The organism is Streptomyces enissocaesilis, from assembly GCF_039533765.1.
Classification (GTDB): Bacteria; Actinomycetota; Actinomycetes; order Streptomycetales; family Streptomycetaceae; genus Streptomyces; species Streptomyces enissocaesilis.
In genome coordinates this window covers 214,172-233,804 of sequence record NZ_BAAAUD010000034.1, presented here as the reverse complement: position 1 = coordinate 233,804, position 19,633 = coordinate 214,172, and the positions used below count along the sequence as shown (strand labels likewise).

Sequence of the window (19,633 nt, the reverse complement as noted above, 5' to 3'; positions counted from 1 at the left end):
GGGACGGACAGGACGGAGCCTTCGATGAGCACAGGGTCGGGCTGGTCCGCGACGACCGGCTCGCGCAGACGGTGGAATACGCCTACGCGTCGGTCGCCGACGCACCCGTACGCGCCATCTGGACCGCCGGCTCCTGTCCCCTCGACGCCGAGGGCAGGACCGTCGCGGTGGGAAGCCATGCCGACCAGACCCACCAGGTGATGCGCAATCTCGTCACGGCTCTCGCCGGGGTGGGCGCCTCACTGTCCGACGTCGTCAAGACCACCGTCCATGGGGCCTCCTCCCGGCAGGGCGACCTGGTCGAGGCGTGGGAGGTCTACCGGGAGTACATGGGCGCGCATGACGCTCCGAGCGAGCACCCTGCTCGGCGTGACCGTGCTCGGGTACGACGACCAGCTCGTCGAGGTGGCGGCGGTTGCCGCGGCCACCGGTGCGCCCGGCACCCGGGCGGCGCGAGAGGACGTACCGGCGCGGTAGCCCCGCACCCCGGCCCCGCCCCCTCCAGGCAGTGGAAGGGCCCGTCCGGGGGTGCAGCCGGCCGCTGCGGAGCGGCTCCAGAGGCTCGGGGCCGCACGGTAACCGGCAGCAGGCGCGGCCGCCCCGCCAGGAGCCTCTCCGGCGGCGGGCATCACCGGGCCGGGGGCGGGTAGGCGGGCCGGTATGACTACTCATCGGAACGCACAGCAGAGCGAGAAACCCCGGGTGGGTACCCGGGGTTACACCGATGTCGAGCGGGCCCGGGAACGGTTGGAGGCCACCGGGGCTGAGCGAGAGCGTTCGCAGTTCTCCAGCGGCGCGTCAGCGGCCTACCGCTGGGCTCTGGGCCGTGCGGAGCGCTCGCCGGTGACCGGGGCGAGCGGCTCGGAGGGCGTCCCCGACCTGTACAGGCTGACCGCCGAGGTGGACGCGGCCGTGGTGCAGATGGACGAGCCGGTCAGCCGGCCCGGTCCGCGGGATCACACCCGGGGAGTGCACGACGCGCTGGCGTGGGTGTGCGGATACCGCGACGAGGCTCCCTGACCCGGTGGACGGGCGGGTGACGGACGGTCCCGCGGACGTACGCCGCCGTCGGGAGCCGTCTACTGCACGCGCCCCGTACGGGTCTCCTCCCCCTTGTCCTTGTCCTCCGCCTCCTCCTCGTCCGGCAAGTGGACGTCGTTGACGGATATGTTCACCTCCACGACTTCCAGGCCCGTCATCCGCTCCACCGCCGCGACGACGTTCTCGCGGACATCGGCGGCGACCTCGGTGATGGGGACCCCGTACTCCACGACGATCTCGAGATCGACCGCGGTCTGACGCTCGCCGACCTCGACCGTGACCCCACGGGTGACGCTCGGCCGGCCGCCGGGAACCCTGTCCCGTACGGCGCCCATGGTGCGGGCGAGGCCGCCTCCCAGGGCGTGGATGCCCGGCACCTCCCGCGCCGCCATCCCGGCGATCTTCTCCACCACCCCGTCCGCGACGGTCGTCCTGCCCCGTGTCGCGGGGGCCGCGTTCGCCCCGGACTTGCCCTGCAGCGTCGTCGCGCCGGAGGCACGGGGTTCGTTCTTGGCTGCGCTGGTCGCTTCCGCCATGGGAAGCCACCTCCTCGAACAGGCGGGCCCCTCGGAGCCCTGCGAATGTATAAGGCCGCAGTATCCATTCGTACCCGATCGGGCCCGTATGCGCTCGTTGTCCAACGACCAGATCGCCGACCGCGTGGTGATCGGCCCGCTGACCGCGAAAACCCACATCGACCGGGCCGCGGCCGAGTTCCATGCCCGCGAACGCGCCCGGCTCGTGGCCCTCGCCCACGAATCCGGCCTGGTGGTCCCGCGGAGCTCCTGGCATCTCCGCTCCGCCGTCCCGCGCTGAACTCTCCCGGTTCAGCACGGGACGGCCCGCATGCGGCGCCGCCAGATGCGCACCGCCGGAACGCGCGAGCCGAGGCGGAGCCGGTTACCGGTCCGTCAGCAGCCGGTCGGCCGGCGCGGCGGTGAAGTAGTCGGCGTCCTTGGGGCGCTTGAGCTCGGGGCCCTGGGGGCGACGGGCCGGTTCGAGGTGGGGTATGTGCTTGGAACAGTGGATGAAGGCCTCGGCGATGCTGACGTGGACCCAGAATTCGGGCTGTCGTCCCGGGGCCGTGTCGACCGGTATCAGGGGGTGGCGGGCGCGGAGTTCCTGCGCACCCACCAGCCGGGCCGACCCATTGACGTGCAGCCCGATGTGGTGATGGGTGAAGTCGACGAACAACAGCCCCAGATGCGGGTTCTCCGTGATGTTTCCGGCGCTCGCCATGACGCCGTTCCCGCGGTACTCGGGGTAGGTGAGGGTGTGCTCGTCCAGGACGGTGACGAATCCCGGCGGGCCCGCCCGGAAGCTGGCGTCGCAGTGACCGCCTGCGTCCGCCGTGGAGAGGAAGACCATCGACTGCCGGCCGATGAAGTCCCGCATCACCTCGGTGAGGCGGGGGTGGACCTGCTGGTCGTAGAAGGCGTCGGCGCGCGTCGTGGTGCCGAGGTGGTCTTGCAGCATGCGCTCCCCGCGGGATGGGGCGGCGTCGTGACTGTTCACAGGTGTTCGCTTTCCGGCCGGTGTCGTGCGAGTACGGGGGTGCGGCAAGGACAGGGACGCCCCGTGCCGGCCCCCGGGCCCGAGCCCTCGCAGCACTTGCGGCAAAGGGCCCTGCCTCCCGGCGATGTGCCGAGGGGAGACGGCGGCTCGTACGCGGAAGAGGCCGGCACGGCGGTGCGCACCCACGTCGTGGTCACCGGCGGCGGCCCCGGTGCCACGACGTCTCCGAGGGGTGCATTATGCACCAGGGGCATCGGTCCACCGAGGGTGAGGGGCGTTCCTGCCGCCTCTCTTCCGCCTCAAGGGCCCCAGGGGTCCCGACGGGGCCGGACCCTGCGCACCGCGGCACGGATCTGCCCGCGAGCCGGCGTGAACCGGTCCGTCCCCACCGGCCGACGGTACCGGTCCCGCCCCCGCGCGATGACGGCCGCGGCCAGGCACACGGCGGCGACGAGGGCGCCCAGCAGGGCGTACCCGACCCCGGCGCCGGACTCCTCGGGCAGTGCGGCGGCCCGCGCGACGGAGCCCGACCCTGCCTGGGACGCCCGGGGTGCGGCGGGCGGCGTCAGCGAGCCCACCGGGCCGACACGCCCCGCGGCGGCGAAGCCCCAGTCGAGGAGGGCGCGGGCCTCCTCGTACACCGCGGACCCACCGCCCCGCTGCGGGTTCATCACCGTCACCAGCAGGGTGCGCCCGCCCCGGTGCGCGGCGGCGATCAGGGTGTGGCCCGCGCCGGAGGTGTAGCCGTTCTTGACGCCGATCAGCCCCGGGTACCGCTCCACCCCGTGGGATCCGGTCAGCAACCGGTTGGTGTTCTGGATCCCGAAGGTCCAGGTGGAGCTTCCGTCGGGGCGTGTCCCGCCGGGGAAAGCCGCGTCGGCGGTCGCCGCGTACTGGGCGAACTGCGGGTCCGCCAGCCCGGCGCGGCCGAAGACGGCCAGGTCGTGGGCGGAGGAGACCTGGCCCGGAGCGTCGTAGCCGTCCGGGGAGACCACGCGGGTGTCCAGCGCGCCCAGGGCACGGGCCTTGGCCTGCATCTGGCGGGCCGTGACCTCCCAGCCGCCGTTCATCTCGGCCAGTACACGCACGGCGTCGTTGCCGGACCGCAGGAAGACACCCCGCCAGAGGTCCGAGACCTGGTAGGTGCGGCCCGGCGCCACACCCACCAGGCTGCTGCCCTCGCCCACTCCCGTGAGCTCGTCCTTGGTGACCGTGTGCAGGGCCGCGCCGGAAAGACGGGGCAGTGCGGTGACCGCGAAGAGCGTCTTGATGGTGCTGGCCGGCGGCAGGCGGCGGTGCGCGTCGTGGGCGGCCAGCACCTCGCCCGTGCGCGCGTCGGCCACCAGCCACGAGAGTGCGGTCATGTCGCGCGGAAGCTTCGGCGCCCCCGGCCGGAGCCGCACATGCGTCCCCGGCCGGTGCAGCAGTGATGCCTCGGCGGAGACGGGATGTGGCGGCAGCGGCTCGGGGCGCGGGGCGGCCGTGGCCGGTGCGGTCACGAGGGCCGGCACCCAGACAGCAAGAGCCGCCGCACTCACCAGGCGGGGGCGGAGAAAAGAGCTGATGACCATTCAGTCACCGTAGAAAACAGCTCCGGTACGCGCAGGTCCGCCTGGGCCGACCGGCCGTACCGGAGGAGTGGCCTCCGGGCGGGCAACGGTCCGGTCGGTCCGGTCAGGCGTCGATGATGACGGGGATGATGAGGGGCTTGCGGCGGTAGGTCCTGAACGCCCAGTTCGCCACCGCGCGGGCGATGAGCTGTTCGAGCTGGTGCGCGTCTCCCACGCCTTCCTCCGCCGCGGTGGCGAGGGTCTTCTCGATGACGGGGATGACGGGCTCGAAAGTGGTGTCGTCGTGGACGAACCCGCGGGCCAGGAAGTCGGGGGCCTCGGCGAGGGCTCCGGTGTCGGCGTCGACGATCGCCACGACGGTGACGACGCCTTCCTCCGCGAGGGTGACGCGGTCCTTGAGGGACGCTTCGGTGGCGCCGCCGACCGTCATGCCGTCCACGTAGACGTTGCCCGCGGGCACCTTGCCGGTGATGGAGGCGCGCCCGTCGACGAGGTCGACGACGACGCCGTCCTCGGCGATGACGACCCGGTCGGGGTCGACACCCGTACGGATGGCCAGGTCGCCGTTGGCGCGGAGGTGGCGCCATTCGCCGTGCACGGGCATGACGTTGCGGGGCTTGACGATGTTGTAGCAGTAGACGAGCTCGCCGGCGCTGGCGTGTCCGGAGACGTGCACCTTGGCGTTGCCCTTGTGGACGACGTGGGCGCCCCACCGGGTCAGCCCGTTGATCACCCGGTAGATGGCGTTCTCGTTGCCCGGGATCAGGGAGCTGGCCAGCAGGACGGTGTCGCCCTTGCCGATGCGGATCATGTGGTCGCGGTTGGCCATCCGCGACAGCGCGGCCATCGGCTCGCCCTGGGAACCGGTGCACACCAAGGTGATCTTGTGGTCCGGCAGCTTCTCCAGTTCCCGCAGGCTCACGACCAGGCCGGAGGGGACCTTCAGATAACCGAGCTCGCGGGCGATGCCCATGTTGCGGACCATCGACCTGCCCACGAAGGCGACCTTGCGGCCGTGCTGGTGGGCGGCGTCCAGAACCTGCTGGATGCGGTGCACGTGGCTGGCGAAGCTGGACACGATGACCCGGCGCGGTGCGGTGCGCATGACCTGCTCGATCGCGGGGTTCAGATCGCGCTCGGACGTGGTGAAACCGGGGACCTCGGCGTTGGTGGAGTCGGTGAGGAACAGGTCCACCCCCTCTTCGCCGAGCCGCGCGAAGGCACGCAGGTCGGTGATGCGCTCGTCCAGCGGGAACTGGTCCATCTTGAAGTCACCGGTGTGCAGCACCATCCCGGCACCGGTGCGGATCGCGACCGCGAGGCTGTCCGGGATGGAGTGGTTGACCGCCACGAACTCGCAGTCGAAGGGGCCGAACCCCCGCCGGTCGCCCTCACGCACCCGTACCGTGCGGGGCCTGATGCCGTGCTCCTTGAGCTTGGCCTCCAGGAAGGCAAGGGTCAGCTTCGAGCCGACGACGGGAATGTCCGACCGCTCGCGCAGCAGGTACGGAACGGCGCCGATGTGGTCTTCGTGGCCGTGGGTCAGCACCACTGCCATGACATCGTCCAGGCGTTCCCGGATCGATGTGAAGTCGGGGAGGATCACGTCCACCCCGGGCTGGGTCTCTTCGGGGAACAGCACGCCGCAGTCGACGATGAGCAGCTTGCCGGCGTACTCGAAGACGGTCATGTTGCGGCCGATCTCCCCGAGGCCGCCCAGGGCGACGACCCTCAGGCCTCCGTCGGGCAGCGGAGGAGCGGCTTTAAGTTCGGGATGCGGATGACTCATATCTTGACGTTACCGGAGAGCCGACCGCGGTGATCCTTTGGTGTCCCTGTCCCGCGGACGAGCCTACCTTGACGTCAGAGTAGCTTTGGAGCCGGCATGGGCGCCGGCGCGCTGGACACGGCGGCTGCCCGACGTACGGGAGCGACCGCCGGAGTCGTCCGGCCCTTCGCCCGAGGCCGCTGAGGGGTACGAGGGGTGGGAGGGGGGCGAGGGACGCGTGACAGGGTGACAGCGACAGTGACAGACAGCGACAGCGACGAAGGCGGTTCGGTGAACACCATGGGCGGATCGGCAGCCGGCGAGGCGGCCCGGCGACGGACGTTCGCCGTGATCAGCCACCCCGATGCGGGCAAGTCCACGCTGACCGAAGCTCTGGCCCTGCACGCGCACGCGATCACCGAGGCGGGTGCGGTGCACGGCAAATCGGGGCGACGCGGGGTGGCGTCGGACTGGATGGAGATGGAGAAGGCCCGCGGCATCTCGGTGACCTCGGCGGTGCTGCAGTTCGCCCACCGCGGTCACGTGCTCAACCTGCTGGACACCCCCGGCCACGCGGACTTCTCCGAGGACACCTACCGGGTGCTGGCGGCGGTGGACTGCGCGGTGATGCTCATCGACGCGGCCAAGGGGCTGGAGGAACAGACCCGCAAGCTCTTCGACGTGTGCCGTCACCGGGGCGTCCCGGTGATCACGTTCGTCAACAAGTGGGACCGGCCGGGGCGTGAGGCGCTGGAGCTGCTGGACGAGATCGAGCGGGAGTTCCGCCTGCGGCCCACCCCCCTCACCTGGCCGGTCGGCGCCCCGGGGTACATGCACGGCCTGATCGACGTGCGTGAACCCGGGCAGATGCTGCGCTACACCCGCACCCCCGGCGGGTCCCACGAGGCCGTCGAGGAGCTGGTACCGGCCGAGCGGGCCGCCCTGGAGGAAGGCGCCGACTGGGAGCAGGCCACGGAGGAACTCCAGCTGCTGCGGGCGGACGGGGCCGGATTCGACCGGGCCTCGTTCCTGGCCGGCACGTCCACTCCGGTCTTCTTCGGCGCCGCGATCTCCAACATCGGCGTACGGCTGCTGCTGGACGCCGTCGTCGACCTCGCCCCGGCGCCGGGCCCGCGGGAGCTGGAGGGCGGCGGCAGCCGGCCGGTCGACGCCCCGTTCTCCGGGCTCGTGTTCAAGGTGCAGGCGAACATGGATCCCTCGCACCGCGACCGGATCGCCTTTCTGCGGGTGTGCTCGGGCGTCTTCGAGCGGGGCGCGACCGTCACCCGCGCCGCCTCCGGCAAACCGTTCGCGACCAAGTACGCGCACAGCGTCTTCGGGCAGGACCGCTCCATGGTCGACACCGCCTACCCCGGCGATGTGGTCGGTCTGGTCAACGCCGCCGCTCTACGCGTCGGTGACACCCTCTACGCCGGGCCGCCCGCCCTCTTCCCCGCCATGCCCACCTTCGCGCCGGAGCACTTCGCGGTCGTACGCCCCGTGGACATCGGCCGCTCCAAGCAGTTCAGGCGCGGCATCGCCCAGCTGGACGAAGAGGGCGTCGTACAGGTCCTGGTGTCCGACGTGCGCGGTGACCAGGCGCCGGTGCTCGCCGCCGTGGGGCCGATGCAGTTCGATGTCGTCTCCGCACGCATGGCGGGTGAGTTCTCCGCCCCGGTACGGCTGGAAATGCTCCCCTACCACCTGGCGCGGGCCACTGACGCGGCCGGAGCGGCGGACCTGAACGGCTCCCGGCTGGTCGAGGGCGAGGCACTGACCCGTGTCCGGGACAAGGCGGTACTCGCGCTGTTCCCGGACCGCTGGCAGGCCAACTCCTTCGGACGGGCCTTTCCCGGAGCCCGACTGGACCCGCTCCTCGCCGCCCACGACTGAGGGGCGTCCGTGCGTCCGTGCGTCCGTCGGGTGAACGGCGAAGCCTTCCGCGTCGGCAGAACAGGGACGGAGCCGGCCGGCGGCGGCGCACCCCCGCGCTGTCGTCCGTGCTGGTCAGTACTGGTCAGTGCGCCGGATCGAGCCTGTGGCGCAGGGTGGCGGCGAAGTCCTCGGCGGCCGTCAACCGGGCCCGCAGCGCCTCGCAGCGGGCGTCGGCGGCCTCCCGGTAGGAGTCCAGCCGCTCGCGCAGCCGTTCCTTCTCGTCGTCGGCCGGCGGATCGTCCGTGGCGGCGAGCCGGTCGGTGATGTCCAGCAGGTCGCGCATCTCCTCCAGGGAGAAGTCCAGCGGCTTCATCCGGCGGATCACCATCAGTCGCTCGACGTCGGCCCCGGTGTAGAGGCGGAAGCCGCCCTTGCTGCGGGCGGAGGGGGTGACGAGGCCGACTTCCTCGTAGTGCCGGATCGTGCGCAGCGACAGGCGGGTGCGCTCGGCCACCTCACCGATCTGCATCTGCCGCTCAGTCATTCTCCGCGCCTTCGCCTTCCGCGTTCCGTCGCGTGCCGAACATGTGAAGCGCTTCAGCCTACGTTTCCGGGATCGCGCACCCCGAAGGCTCGTTCAGCTGCGCGCTTCGCACGCCACCCCTCGGACTCTGCCCTCACGTCAGGGTAGGGTGTCGGTGCGGGTTCCGGACCGGGCAGATTCAGCCACGGCGACCTCATCGGAGCGAAGGCCCCGACCGGCCGGCTCCGCCGGCAGACTTCCGGGCGATGATGCCCGACCGGCAGCCACGACGGCTGCCGCTCCATCCGGCAGGGCCCCCTTCGAGGCCGGGCCGCCGGGACCTCCGCCCCTTGGCGCGGAGCCGAGTACGACGCGTGTGCATCCAGCGGACGGATGCGTGCGCCCGAACAGAAACGGTTGCATGTCTTCACCGCTGCCCACGGCCCCCAGGTTGCGCATCACCAAGCCCGACTGGCTCGACTCCCCGAAGGTCTTCCGCACCGAGGTGCTGGCCGGCCTCGTGGTCGCGCTGGCCCTGATCCCCGAGGCGATCTCGTTCTCGATCATCGCCGGCGTCGACCCCGGCATCGGCCTCTTCGCGTCCTTCACCATGGCCGTGGTGATCTCGATCGTGGGCGGCCGCAAGGCCATGATCTCGGCCGCGACCGGTGCGATCGCCCTGGTCATCGCCCCGCTCAACCATGAGTACGGGCTCGGGCACCTGATCGCCGCGGTCATTCTCGGCGGCCTCATCCAGGTCGTTCTCGGCGCTCTGGGCGTCGCCAGGCTGATGCGTTTCGTGCCGCGCTCGGTGATGGTCGGCTTCGTGAACGCCCTCGCGATCCTGATCTTCATGGCCCAGGTGCCCGAGATGCGGGACGTGCCCTGGGCCGTCTACCCGCTGATCGCCGGCGGCCTGGTGCTCATGGTGCTCTTCCCGAAGATCACCAAGGTGGTCCCGGCCCCGCTGGTCTCGATCGTCGTCCTGACCGTGATCACGGTCGCCGCCGGCATCGCGGTGCCGACCGTGGGCGACAAGGGTGACCTGCCCTCCTCGCTCCCGGTGCCGGGCCTGCCGGACGTGCCCTTCACGACGGACACGCTGACCACCATCGCCCCGTACGCCTTCGCCTTCGCGCTGGTCGGGCTGATGGAGTCGCTGATGACCGCCAAGCTCGTCGACGACATCACCGACACGCACTCCGACAAGACCCGCGAGTCCATCGGCCAGGGCATCGCCAACATCGTCACCGGCTTCTTCGGTGGCATGGGCGGCTGCGCCATGATCGGCCAGACCATGATCAACGTGAAGACGTCCGGCGCCCGCACCCGCCTGTCCACGTTCCTGGCCGGATCCTTCCTCATGGTCCTGTGCATCGTCTTCGGCCCGGTCGTCTCGGACATCCCGATGGCGGCGCTGGTCGCGGTGATGATCCTGGTCTCGGTCGCCACCTTCGACTGGCACTCCGTCCAGCCCGGGACGCTCAGGCGGATGCCGGTGGGCGAGACCACCGTCATGGCCGTCACCGTCGCCGCCGTGGTCGCCACCCACAACCTCGCCATCGGCGTCGTTCTCGGCTCGGTCACCGCCATGGTCGTCTTCGCCAAGCGCGTCGCCCACCTGGCCCGGGTCTCCGGAGTCGTCGGCCCCGACGGCAGCCAGGTCGTCTACGCGGTCACCGGCGAGCTGTTCTTCGCCTCGTCCAACGACCTCGTCCACCAGTTCAACTACAAGGACGACCCGGACGACGTCGTCATCGACCTCTCCGGCGCCCACATCTGGGACGCCTCCTCGGTCGCCGCCCTGGACGCCGTCGAGACCAAGTACGCCCGGCGCGGCAAGAAGGTCACCATCGTCGGCCTGAACGATCCCAGCGCCGAGATGCACGAGAAGCTCGCCGGGCAGCTCACCGCCGGCCACTGAGAACCGCCCGCCGATTCGGCGGCCCGCTGCGACGGCCGGTGCGGTGAGCGTGCGCGGGGAATCCCTCCCCCTCGGCTTCGCCGCTCAGCGGACGAGCCGCTCCGGTATCAGCCGCTGCTCGCGCAGGGCGTCGAGGACCAGGCGCGCGTACTCGGTCGCGCCACGCACCGAGGTGTGCGTGTTGTCGCGCTTCTCCGCCGTCAGGTAGAGGGCCTTGGACGCCTCGGGGCCGAGCTCCTCCACCCGTTTCCTGGTGAGGGCCGTGAGATCGACCAGCGGGGTTCCCAGCTCCGCCGACAGGGCGCGTATCTCCGCCGGGTGGTTCACGCCGAGACCGTTGACCAGCAGGGCGGTGTCGTTGTTCAGGGTGGCGTCGGCGTTGAACCAGCGGCGGACGACGGGCGTCACGAGGGCGGGGCGGCCTCCACGCGCGCGCACTCCGTCGACGAGCGCGGTGAGGTTGGCGCGATAGGCCGCCGCGCCGGTCTGCTTGTCGTTGTGGGCGAGCTGGACGAGCACCAGGTCGCCGCGCCGGACGAGCGGTTGGACGGCCGGGAAGAGCGCGGGGCTCTCCAGGTAGCTCGCGCTGCTCTCGCCGGAGTCGCCGTAGTTGGCGACGACCGCACCGCGCTTCAGGTACTGCGGCAACTGCTGGCCCCAGCCGGAGTACGGCTCCCCCGGCTGGTCGCACACCGTCGAGTCCCCGACCAGCAGTATCCGGCGGGCGTGCGGAGCGGGGGTGACGCGGACCGCGGCCGGAGCGGGGGCGGCTCCGGCGAAGGTGAGGGTGAGGCCGGGCGTTCCGGCGGGGCCGGTGGGCTCACCCTCCGGGGTACGGACGCTCACCGTGAAGGTACGGCGGGCACGCTGCCCCGGCGCCGTGACGGTCTCGGCGAGCAGGGTGCGGCGGGTCTCGGCGGCGACGGAGGTGCTGCCCGCCGGTGTTCCGCCGAGGGTGACCGCGACGTCGTACGTTCCCGGCGCGACATCGAAGTGGCACACGACAGGTCCGGTGCCGGCGCAGCGTTCGAGGCCGCTTCCGCCGCGCCCGGTTTCCTGTCCGGGCGCGGCACCGGCCGGCACGGTGGCCAGGCAGCCGGCGGCGGCCGTCAGCGCGGCCAGCACGGCGGTGCGTTTCCTACTCGTCGTACGAGTCATACGAGCTCCTCCAGGAGGGTGCGGGGTGCCTGTCGCCGGGCGCCGCCCTGAGTCCCCGTCTCCGCCCGGGACACGTCTTGTGGGCATGCGCGTCCCAACCGACGCCGTGAAACGATTCACTGCCTGCTCGCGCAGCCCTTCCGCGAAGAGAGGATCCGAGGGGAGCGCCAAAGAACAGAAAGCGCTTGCTGAGCGAGGGAAGGTTCCCAACAGACGTACCGCCGGGTCAACCCCTCGTGCACCCCACCCGCGCTCCCGCACGGTCAGTGGTCCTCTGCGGGGCGGGTGGCCCGGATCAGCCAGACGGTCGCGGCCAGGCACGCGGCGGAGAGGGCGCACAGCAGCAGCGGTACGGCGCGGACGCCGGACAGTTCGATGGCCCTGCCCAGAACGGGCCCGGCGGCCACCCCGCCCACCATGGACGCGGCGATCACCAGGGCTCCGGCGCGGCGGGCGCGGGGGGCCCTGCTGAGCCACGGCAGGCCGGTGGGGAAGATCGGGGCGATGAACAGCCCGACACCCGCATATGCATACGGCGCCAGCCCCGGTACTCCCGCCAGCAACAGGCACCCCGTCATTCCCGCGCAGGAAACGGCGATGATGGACTGCGCGGAGAAGCGCAGGGCGACCGGTGCCACCAGGAACCGGCCGACGGTCATCATCAGCCAGTACACGGAGGTGGCGGTGGCGGCGGCACCCGCGCTGCAGCCGACCGTCTCCAGGTGCGTGGGTTCCCAGCCGCCGACGCCCGCTTCGATGGCCACGTGCAGTACGTAGAGGGTGACGAACACCGCCAGCACCGTGCCGAGGCTTCTGCCGCGCGCCTGCGGGCGTGTTCCCGAGGGGTCGGCCTCGCCGTCCGCCGCCCGCGCGGCCGTCCGGCGTATCCCGCCCAGGCACAGCATCAGCGGCAGGGTCACCAGCTCGAAACCGAGAAAGACGGCTCCGTAGTGCGCCGCTCCCACGGCGGCTATCAGCGCGGGGCCGAGGATGGCGCCCACGCCGAAGTGGGCGTTGAGGATGTTCGGCATCGTGGTGGAGCGTTCGCCGAACCCGACCGCGAACAGCTGGTTGAGCCCGTAGTCGATGCCGCCGAACCCGAAGCCGGCCAGTAACGCGGCGAGCAGGGCGACCGGCCGGCTCGGCGCGAGCGCGAAACCGGCCGTTCCGACGGCCATGAGCAGGTACGAGGCGCCGATGACGGAGCGGTTGCCCACTCGTCCGTACAACTGGTCGAACAGCAGCACACCGACGACCCCGCCGACGAAGTGGGCGCTCAGCGCGAGCCCCGCTCCCGACGGGGAGAGGCCGAACTTCTCGCGCAGGGCGGGGATGGCGGGCCCGTAGGGGGCCTGGAGGGCGCCGATCAGGACGAAGCCGACACAGGAGGCCACCACGGCCGGACCGGTGAAGATCCGTGTCCCGGGGGCTTCGGCCGGGGTTTCGGCGGAAATTCCGGGGGGAGTTCCGGCGCGGCGTTGTCTCAGGGTGTCATCGCTCATGGGGGCTCCACTGGCCGGCCCGCGCTCACGCGGGCGGAGGACATGGTTGCGCCGTGCGGGTCGACGCGCAGATGTGCGGCGCAGGGGGTACGGAGGCGTGGCCTCCGGGCGCCGGGCGATGGGCAGCCCGGCGCCCGCCCGTCAGCGGGAGTGGGACGTCAGCAGGAGTGGGTCGTCACACGGCGTCAGCGGGAGTGGGTCGTCACACCGTGCCCCGGCTCACCAGTTCCGTCGGCAGGATCACCGCCGAGGTGTCCGCGCCGCCGATCTGTGCGAGCAGGAGGCGGACCATCTCTGACGCGATGCGGTCCCAGGGCTGGCGGATGGTGGTGAGTTCCGGAGTGGTGGCGAGCGCGGCGGGCGAGTCGTCGAAGCCGCCGACCGCGATGTCCTCGGGCACCCGGCGGTTCGCCCGCTTCAGTGCCGTGAGGGCTCCCTGTGCCATGAGGTCGGAGGCGACGAACAGGGCGTCCATGTCCGGTACGGCCGCCAGCAGCCGCTCGGCCGCGTGTTCCCCGCCCACCCGGGTGTAGTCGCCCGTGGCGACGAGCCGTTCGTCGGCCTCCAGGCCCGTTTCCGCCAGCGCCTGCCGGTAGCCGGCGAGCCGGTCGATGCCGCCGGGTGTGTCCAGCGGGCCGGTGATCGTGGCGATGCGCCGGCGCCCGGAGGCGTACAGGTGGCGCACCATGTCATGGGCGCCGTCGCGGTCGTCGGCCGCGACGTAACTGACCTTCCCCGTGTGGCCGATGGGCTTTCCACAGGCGACGAGGGGCACGCCCGCGTCCCGCAGCTGGTCGGCGGCCGGGTCCCCGGTGTGGCTGGAGACGAGGAGGACCCCGTCGACGTGGCCCGCGGTGATGTAGCGCGTTATGCGGCGGCGTTCCGCCTCGGTGCCGGCGATCATCAGCAGCAGGGGGATGTCGTGGTCCGCGAGGGACTGCGTGCAGGCCCTCAGCAGCACATTGAAGTTGGGATCCTCGAAGAACCGCTCCTGCGGCTCGGTGAGCAGGAAGGCGACCGAGTCGGAGCGGCCGGTGATGAGCGACCGGGCGTGCCGGTTGACGACGTAACCCGTCCTGCTGATCGCGGCCTCGACCGACTCGCGTGCGGCGGGGCTGACGTAATGCCCGCCGTTGAGGACGCGGGAGACCGTCCCACGTGAGACGCCGGCCTCGCGGGCGACGTCGTGGATCGTCGGCGGCTTGGCCGCCCTGCGCCGGCCCCCGTTGGTGTTCATGGTCACGACTTTACGGCTCCGGACAGCAGGTCCAGGCTCCAGAAGCGCTGGACGGCCAGGAACAGGGCGATCAGCGGGACAACGGCGAGCAGGGCGCCGGTGATCACCAGGGTGTAGAGGGACGGCTGGTTCGATCCCTGGGAGAGGAGGGTGAAGAGCCCCAGCGTGATCGGGAACTTCTCGTCGTCGCCGAGCATGATGTACGGCAGCAGGAAGTTGTTCCAGATCGCGGTGAACTGGAAGAGGAACACCGTCACCAGGCCGGGCACCATCATCGGCAGCCCGATGCGGGTGAAGATCCGCCACTCCCCCGCGCCGTCCATCCGCGCGGCCTCGACGACATCGGCGGGCACCGCGGCGGCGGCGTAGATCCGCGCGAGGTAGACGCCGTACGGGGACAGGACCAGCGGCAGCAGGACCGAGAGGTAGGAATCGGTCAGCTCGGCCTTGGCCAGCAGCAGGTACTGCGGTACGGCGAGGATCACGGGAGGCATCAGGACGCCGGCGAGCAGGACGTTGAACAGCGCCTCGCGGCCGCGGAACCGGTACATCGCGAGCGCGTAGCCGGACACGGCCGACACCGCCGTGGACAGCAGCGCGCCGCAGCCCGCGTAGAAGCCGGAGTTGAGCATCCACTGCCAGAAGACACCGTCGCGGTACGCGGTCAGGTCGTCCAGGTTGTCCGCGAGACCGGTGCCCGGCAGGAAGGTGAAGGTGGCGAACAGCTCGTCGGAGCCCTTGGTCGCGGCGACGACCACCCAGATCACGGGCAGCAGGCAGTACGCGGCTCCCAGCAGCAGGGCGGCGCTGGGCAGGAGTCCGGCGCGGCTGCGGCGCGGGCGGCCGGGCGGCCCCTGGGCCGTGCCCGGCGTGGAACCGGCGGCGGGCGCGCTCTTGCGTACGGTTACCGCGGTCACCGGGAGGCCCCCTGCTTGGTGCGGGAGTTCGCCAGGCGCAGGAACCCGAACGAGAGCAGGAGCGTCGCCGCGGCGATCAGCACCGCCTCGGCGGCCGCCGCGTGGATGTCTCCCTTGACGAACGCGTCCTGGTAGACCTTCATCAGCGGACTCCAGGTGGTGGAAACGGAGTTGGTGAGCGGTTTGAGCGTGGTCGGCTCGGCGAACACCTGCAGGGTCGCGATGATCGAGAAGAAGAAGGTGAGCACCAGCGAGGGCGCCACCATCGGGATCTTGATGCGCAGTGCGGTCTGCAGCGGCGTGCAGCCGTCGAGCCCGGCGGCCTCGTACACCTCGACGGGGATGGCGCGCAGCGAGGTGTAGATGACGATCATGTTGAAGCCGGTGCCGCCCCAGACCGCGATGTTGGCGAGCGCGCCGTACAGCGGTGCGCCGTCGAGGAGGTCGGGCTGGGACAGCCCCACCTGCTCCAGGAGGTACGCGAAGGGGCTGACGTCGGGGAGGTAGAGGAATCCCCACAGCAGGGCCGCGACCACGCCCGGGACGGCGTACGGGAGGAAGATCGCGAGCCGGGAGAAGGAGGCGAGCCGTATCCGGTCCGTGTCGAGCAGCAGGGCCAGGGCGAGGGCCAGGCCCAGCATCACGGGAACGACGATCGCGCCGTACCCGAGGACCCGGAGCGCACCGTCCAGCAGTTCGGGATCGGTCAGCGCGTCGGTGTAGTTCGCGAGGCCGGCCCACACCTCCTGGCGTGCGCCCCGGCCCAGGCCCAGCCCTTCGATCTCGACCTTGCGCAGGCTGAGGTAGCCGGCGTAGCCGATGGGCAGGGCGAAGAAGAGCAGGAAGAGGACGACGGCGGGGGCGAGGAAGGCGTAGGGGGCCGGCCCCGGCCCTCCCGCCCGGTGGCGTGGTCGCCGCCCGGCCGGCGGGTGGGCCCGGCGCGGCGGGGGTGACGGGGAAGGCGGGGGTGACGGAGGCGGCGGGGACGAAGGGGATGGCGGCGGCAAAGCCGTCCGGGGCGTCGGGTGTGTCACCGCGCGACTCCGAAGCCGCTCTTCTTCAGGTCCGCGACGGTCTTGTCCTGCACCGCGGTGAGCGCCGCGCCGAAGCCCGCCTTGTTCCTGGCGGCCCGGCCGAAGGCGTCCTTGAAGGTGGTGTAGGCGACGTTGACGTTCGGGCCCCAGGCCGCGGGGGCCGCGGTCTTCGCGATTGCGGCCGCTTCGGTGTAGAAGCCGGGCTGGTTGGAGAAGTAGTCGGGGGCCTCGGCGAGCGCGCCGCCGCTCTGGGCGGCGGTGGCCGCCGGGTAGATGCCGCTCTCCTCGACCAGGGCCGCGAGCGCCTTCGGGTCGGTGTTCAGCCAGGTCGCGAACGCGGCGGCGGCCGCCTTGTGCTCGCTGTCGTTGGTGACGGCGGTGGTGGAGCCTCCCCAGCTGCCGGTCGCGGGCTTCGACGCGGACCACTGCGGCAACGGCGCCACGGCCCACTTGCCCTTGGTGTCGGGGGCGGCGGTGGTGAGGGTGCCCGGGGCCCAGACGGCACTGACCCAGGCGATCTGCCGTCCGGTGTTGAGCGCCTTGTTCCAGGCCGGGGTGTACATCGGCTGGTTGTCGATGACGTCCTCCGCGACCAGGCCGCCCCAGAAGTCGGCGACCTTCCTGGTGGCGGCGTCGTCGATGCCGACCTTCCACTTGTCGCCCTCGGTCGTCCACCACCGGGCGCCGGCCTGCTGGGCAAGACCGGCGAAGAGGCCGGAGTCGTTGGCGGAGAAGGTGGTGAGGTCCTTGTCCGGGGCCTTCTTCTTCAACGCGCGGGCGGTCTCGGCGAATTCGTCCCAGGTGGCGGGGACCTTCAGGCCGTACTCCTCGAACAGGTCCTCGCGGTAGTAGAACATCATCGGCCCGGAGTCCTGCGGTACGGCGTAGACCGCGTCCGAACCGAGGGTGACCTGCTGCCAGACGCCGGGGGCGAAGGCGCCGCGCGCGCCGTCGGCCTCGTCCGAGATGTCGGCGAGCACGTCGTTGCTGACGAGGGTCGGCAGGGCCTGGTATTCGGCCTGCACCAGGTCAGGTGCCTCCTTCGCCTTGGCGGCGGTGACGATCTTGGTCACCAGGTCGTCACCGGCCGCCTGCTTCTTGACCGTGACGGTGATCTGTTCCTTCTTGCCCGGCCCCTTGTTCCACAGGTCCGCGACCTTGTCGATCCCGGGGGCCCAGGCCCAGTAGGTCAGTTCCACCGGGCCGGACCGCGCACCGGCGTCACCGTCGTCCGACGAACCGCAGCCGGCAAGAACCGGACCCCCCAGCGCGACGGCGGCCGACATGGCCAAAAAGCGGCGATACGAGGCGTACGACATGGACTTCTCCCTGGGCCGGACGGCGCCCGAGACGGATGCGGGCGGCGCAGCACTTTTCTGTGAACGTTCACAGTAGAGAAACAGGCTCGATACTTGTCAATGGATTCGATGCATCGTTTTTACTACTGGACGAGCACGAAGAGTTCTGTGTACGTTCCCAGTTCATCATCAGACGAACCGTTACCTCGCAGGGGGACATCGATGCCGGAGACCACGCCCAGGGGCCTGACCCGACTCGCTTTCGGCGGTGACTACAACCCGGAGCAGTGGCCGGAATCCGTCTGGCACGAGGACGTACGGCTGATGCGCGAAGCCGGCGTCACCCTGGTGAGCGTCGGGATCTTCTCCTGGGCGCTGCTGGAGCCGGACCCGGGAGAGTACGACTTCGGCTGGCTCGACCGGGTCCTGGACCTGCTCGACGCGAACGGCATCCGCGCCGACCTGGGCACCCCCACGGTCGCGCCGCCCGCCTGGTTCTACCGCGCCCATCCCGACGCCCTGCCCGTCGACCCGGACGGACGGCGTCTGGCGTTCGGCTCGCGCGGCGCGATCTGCCACAGCTCACCGGCGTACCGGCAGGCCGCGGCCCGGATCACCACCGAGCTGGCCCGGCGTTACGCCGGGCACCCGGCACTCGCCCTGTGGCACGTGCACAACGAGTACGGCGTCCCGGTCTCGGCCTGCTACTGCGACACGTGCGGCGCCCACTTCCGGCAGTGGCTGCGCGCGCGGTACGGCACCGTCGACGCGGTCAACGAGGTCTGGGGAACGGCCTTCTGGGGCCAGCGCTACCGCGGCTTCGAGGAGATCGACCCGCCGCGCACCACACCCACCACCGGCAACCCCGCCCAGCAGCTCGACTACCGCCGCTTCGCCGACGCGACCCTGCGCGAGAACTTCGTGGCCGAACGGGACATCCTGCACCGGCTCGCGCCGGGCGTGCCCGTCACCACCAACTTCATGACCGCGCTCAGCCAGTGCGACACGATCGACTACTGGGCCTGGGGACGGGAGGTCGACATCGTCACCAACGACCACTACCTGATCACCGACGGACGCCGCACCCACGTCAACCTCGCCATGACGGCGGACATCACCCGCTCGGTGGCCGGCGGGGCCCCCTGGCTGCTGCTCGAACACGCGACCTCCGGCGTCAGCTGGCAGCCGCGCAACCCCGCCAAGGCCCCCGGCCAGATGGCGCGCAACTCGCTCGCCCACGTGGCCCGCGGCTCCGAGGGCGCGATGTTCTTCCAGTGGCGCCAGTCGCGGCGCGGCGCGGAGAAGTTCCACTCGGCGATGGTTCCGCACGCCGGTACCGACTCCCGGGTGTGGCGCGAGGTCGTCGGACTCGGACGCGCGGTCGAGTCGCTGGAACCCCTGCGCGCCACCCGGACGGTCGCGGACGTCGCCGTGCTGTGGGACTGGCAGTCCTGGTGGGCCCAGCAGCTCGAATGGCGCCCCAGCGAGGACCACGACGCCCGCGAGCGCGCCGACACGTTCTACGAGGCGCTGTACGACCGCCACCTGACCGTCGACTTCGCCCACCCGGAGGCCGACCTGAGCGGCTACCCGCTGGTCGTGGTCCCCGCGCTCTACCTCACGACCGAGGCGGCCGGCCGCAACCTCCGCGCGTACGTCGAGAACGGCGGCACGCTCGTCGTGTCGTACTTCTCCGGCATCGTCGACGAGCACGACGCCGTGCACCCCGGCGCGTACCCGGGCGCGCTGCGGGACGTACTGGGCCTGACCGTGGAGGAGTTCTCACCGCTGCTGGCGGGCGAGACGGTACGGCTGACCGGCGCCGACGGCGCGGAGCTGACGGGCGACGTGTGGTCCGAGGTCGTCGTACCGCGTGGGGCCGAGACCCTGTGGACGTACGCCGACGGCATCCCGGCCGGCCGGCCCGCCGTGACCCGCAACCGCCTGGGCGAAGGCGTGGCCTGGTACCTCTCCAGCCGGCTGTCCGGCCCCCACCTGGACGCCGTGCTCGAGCGTGCCTGCGAGGACGCGGGGATCGCTCCGCGCACCGGGCTGCCGCACGACGTGGAGGTCGTCCGCCGCTCCGGCGAGAGCGGCACCTACGTCTTCGTCATCAACCACACGACAGCGGACGCAAAGGTGGCACTGGACTCCCCCGGCACCGACCTGCTGACCGGCGAGCGCGTCGCGGGCGCGCTCACGGCGCCGGCCGGCGCCGTCCGTGTCGTCGCCCTCGAGGGGTGACGCTCCCCCGTCACCGGCCACCCGCC

15 protein-coding genes and 2 pseudogenes are annotated in these 19,633 nt (G+C 71.4%); 6 read left to right on the top strand and 11 right to left on the bottom strand.

The window, feature by feature from the left end; genetic code table 11:
* Nucleotides 1-41: 41 nt before the first annotated feature.
* Nucleotides 42-477: pseudogene (locus ABD374_RS16245) on the top strand (RidA family protein).
* Between the two features lie 183 nt (nt 478-660).
* Nucleotides 661-1,020 carry a hypothetical protein gene (locus tag ABD374_RS16240; protein WP_344495757.1) on the top strand — a complete coding sequence of 120 codons (360 nt, stop codon included), beginning with the start codon at nt 661-663 and terminating at the stop codon, nt 1,018-1,020.
* Between the two features lie 59 nt (nt 1,021-1,079).
* On the opposite strand, the gene ABD374_RS16235 is transcribed toward ABD374_RS16240, so the two are convergent.
* On the bottom strand, nt 1,080-1,577 hold the full coding sequence (locus tag ABD374_RS16235; protein ID WP_344495755.1) for an Asp23/Gls24 family envelope stress response protein: 498 nt from the start codon (nt 1,575-1,577) through the stop codon (nt 1,080-1,082).
* A gap of 91 nt (nt 1,578-1,668) precedes the next feature.
* Here ABD374_RS16235 and ABD374_RS16230 point away from each other — a divergent pair.
* Nucleotides 1,669-1,857: pseudogene (locus ABD374_RS16230) on the top strand (helix-turn-helix domain-containing protein); the annotation flags it as partial.
* An 84-nt stretch (nt 1,858-1,941) separates the two neighbouring features.
* On the opposite strand, the gene ABD374_RS16225 reads toward ABD374_RS16230, so the two are convergent.
* From ABD374_RS16225 to ABD374_RS16215, 3 genes are all read right to left on the bottom strand, one after another.
* Nucleotides 1,942-2,517, bottom strand: coding sequence for a pyridoxamine 5'-phosphate oxidase family protein (locus tag ABD374_RS16225; RefSeq protein ID WP_344495753.1), 576 nt, complete (start codon nt 2,515-2,517; stop codon nt 1,942-1,944).
* Nucleotides 2,518-2,855: 338 nt separating this feature from the next.
* Complete coding sequence (locus ABD374_RS16220) at nt 2,856-4,127, bottom strand: D-alanyl-D-alanine carboxypeptidase family protein (RefSeq protein ID WP_344495751.1); 1,272 nt, start codon at nt 4,125-4,127, stop codon at nt 2,856-2,858.
* A gap of 103 nt (nt 4,128-4,230) precedes the next feature.
* Nucleotides 4,231-5,916 (bottom strand): ribonuclease J, encoded by a 1,686-nt coding sequence (locus ABD374_RS16215; RefSeq protein WP_344495749.1) that lies wholly within the window; start codon nt 5,914-5,916, stop codon nt 4,231-4,233.
* Between the two features lie 237 nt (nt 5,917-6,153).
* Between ABD374_RS16215 and ABD374_RS16210 the strand changes: the two genes are divergently transcribed.
* Entirely contained in the window at nt 6,154-7,788 is a 1,635-nt protein-coding gene (locus tag ABD374_RS16210; RefSeq protein WP_344495747.1) for a peptide chain release factor 3, read from the top strand.
* Between the two features lie 124 nt (nt 7,789-7,912).
* Here ABD374_RS16210 and ABD374_RS16205 read toward each other — a convergent pair whose 3' ends face one another.
* Nucleotides 7,913-8,314 carry a MerR family transcriptional regulator gene (locus ABD374_RS16205; RefSeq protein ID WP_344495745.1) on the bottom strand — a complete coding sequence of 134 codons (402 nt, stop codon included), beginning with the start codon at nt 8,312-8,314 and terminating at the stop codon, nt 7,913-7,915.
* Between the two features lie 400 nt (nt 8,315-8,714).
* On the opposite strand from ABD374_RS16205, the gene ABD374_RS16200 reads away from it, so the two are divergent.
* Nucleotides 8,715-10,217 (top strand): SulP family inorganic anion transporter, encoded by a 1,503-nt coding sequence (locus ABD374_RS16200; protein WP_344495743.1) that lies wholly within the window; start codon nt 8,715-8,717, stop codon nt 10,215-10,217.
* A gap of 84 nt (nt 10,218-10,301) precedes the next feature.
* Here ABD374_RS16200 and ABD374_RS16195 read toward each other — a convergent pair whose 3' ends face one another.
* From ABD374_RS16195 to ABD374_RS16170, 6 genes are all read right to left on the bottom strand, one after another.
* On the bottom strand, nt 10,302-11,375 hold the full coding sequence (locus ABD374_RS16195) for a rhamnogalacturonan acetylesterase (protein WP_344495741.1): 1,074 nt from the start codon (nt 11,373-11,375) through the stop codon (nt 10,302-10,304).
* A gap of 263 nt (nt 11,376-11,638) precedes the next feature.
* Nucleotides 11,639-12,877: an MFS transporter gene (locus ABD374_RS16190; protein WP_425577254.1), complete on the bottom strand. Its 1,239-nt coding sequence runs from the start codon at nt 12,875-12,877 to the stop codon at nt 11,639-11,641.
* Between the two features lie 202 nt (nt 12,878-13,079).
* Nucleotides 13,080-14,120 (bottom strand): LacI family DNA-binding transcriptional regulator, encoded by a 1,041-nt coding sequence (locus ABD374_RS16185; RefSeq protein ID WP_344495739.1) that lies wholly within the window; start codon nt 14,118-14,120, stop codon nt 13,080-13,082.
* Nucleotides 14,117-15,031, bottom strand: a complete 915-nt coding sequence (locus ABD374_RS16180) for a carbohydrate ABC transporter permease (protein ID WP_344495737.1) — start codon at nt 15,029-15,031, stop codon at nt 14,117-14,119. Before ABD374_RS16180 ends, ABD374_RS16185 begins: the two co-directional genes overlap by 4 nt.
* On the bottom strand, nt 15,028-15,873 hold the full coding sequence (locus ABD374_RS16175; protein WP_344495878.1) for a carbohydrate ABC transporter permease: 846 nt from the start codon (nt 15,871-15,873) through the stop codon (nt 15,028-15,030). The genes ABD374_RS16180 and ABD374_RS16175 overlap by 4 nt, the downstream gene beginning before the upstream one ends.
* A 188-nt stretch (nt 15,874-16,061) precedes the next feature.
* Entirely contained in the window at nt 16,062-17,384 is a 1,323-nt protein-coding gene (locus tag ABD374_RS16170; protein ID WP_344495735.1) for an ABC transporter substrate-binding protein, read from the bottom strand.
* A 201-nt stretch (nt 17,385-17,585) separates the two neighbouring features.
* Between ABD374_RS16170 and ABD374_RS16165 the strand changes: the two genes are divergently transcribed.
* The gene (locus ABD374_RS16165) at nt 17,586-19,607 is read left to right on the top strand and encodes a beta-galactosidase (protein WP_344495733.1); all 2,022 of its coding nucleotides are present in this window, start codon (nt 17,586-17,588) and stop codon (nt 19,605-19,607) included.
* Nucleotides 19,608-19,633 lie beyond the last annotated feature (26 nt).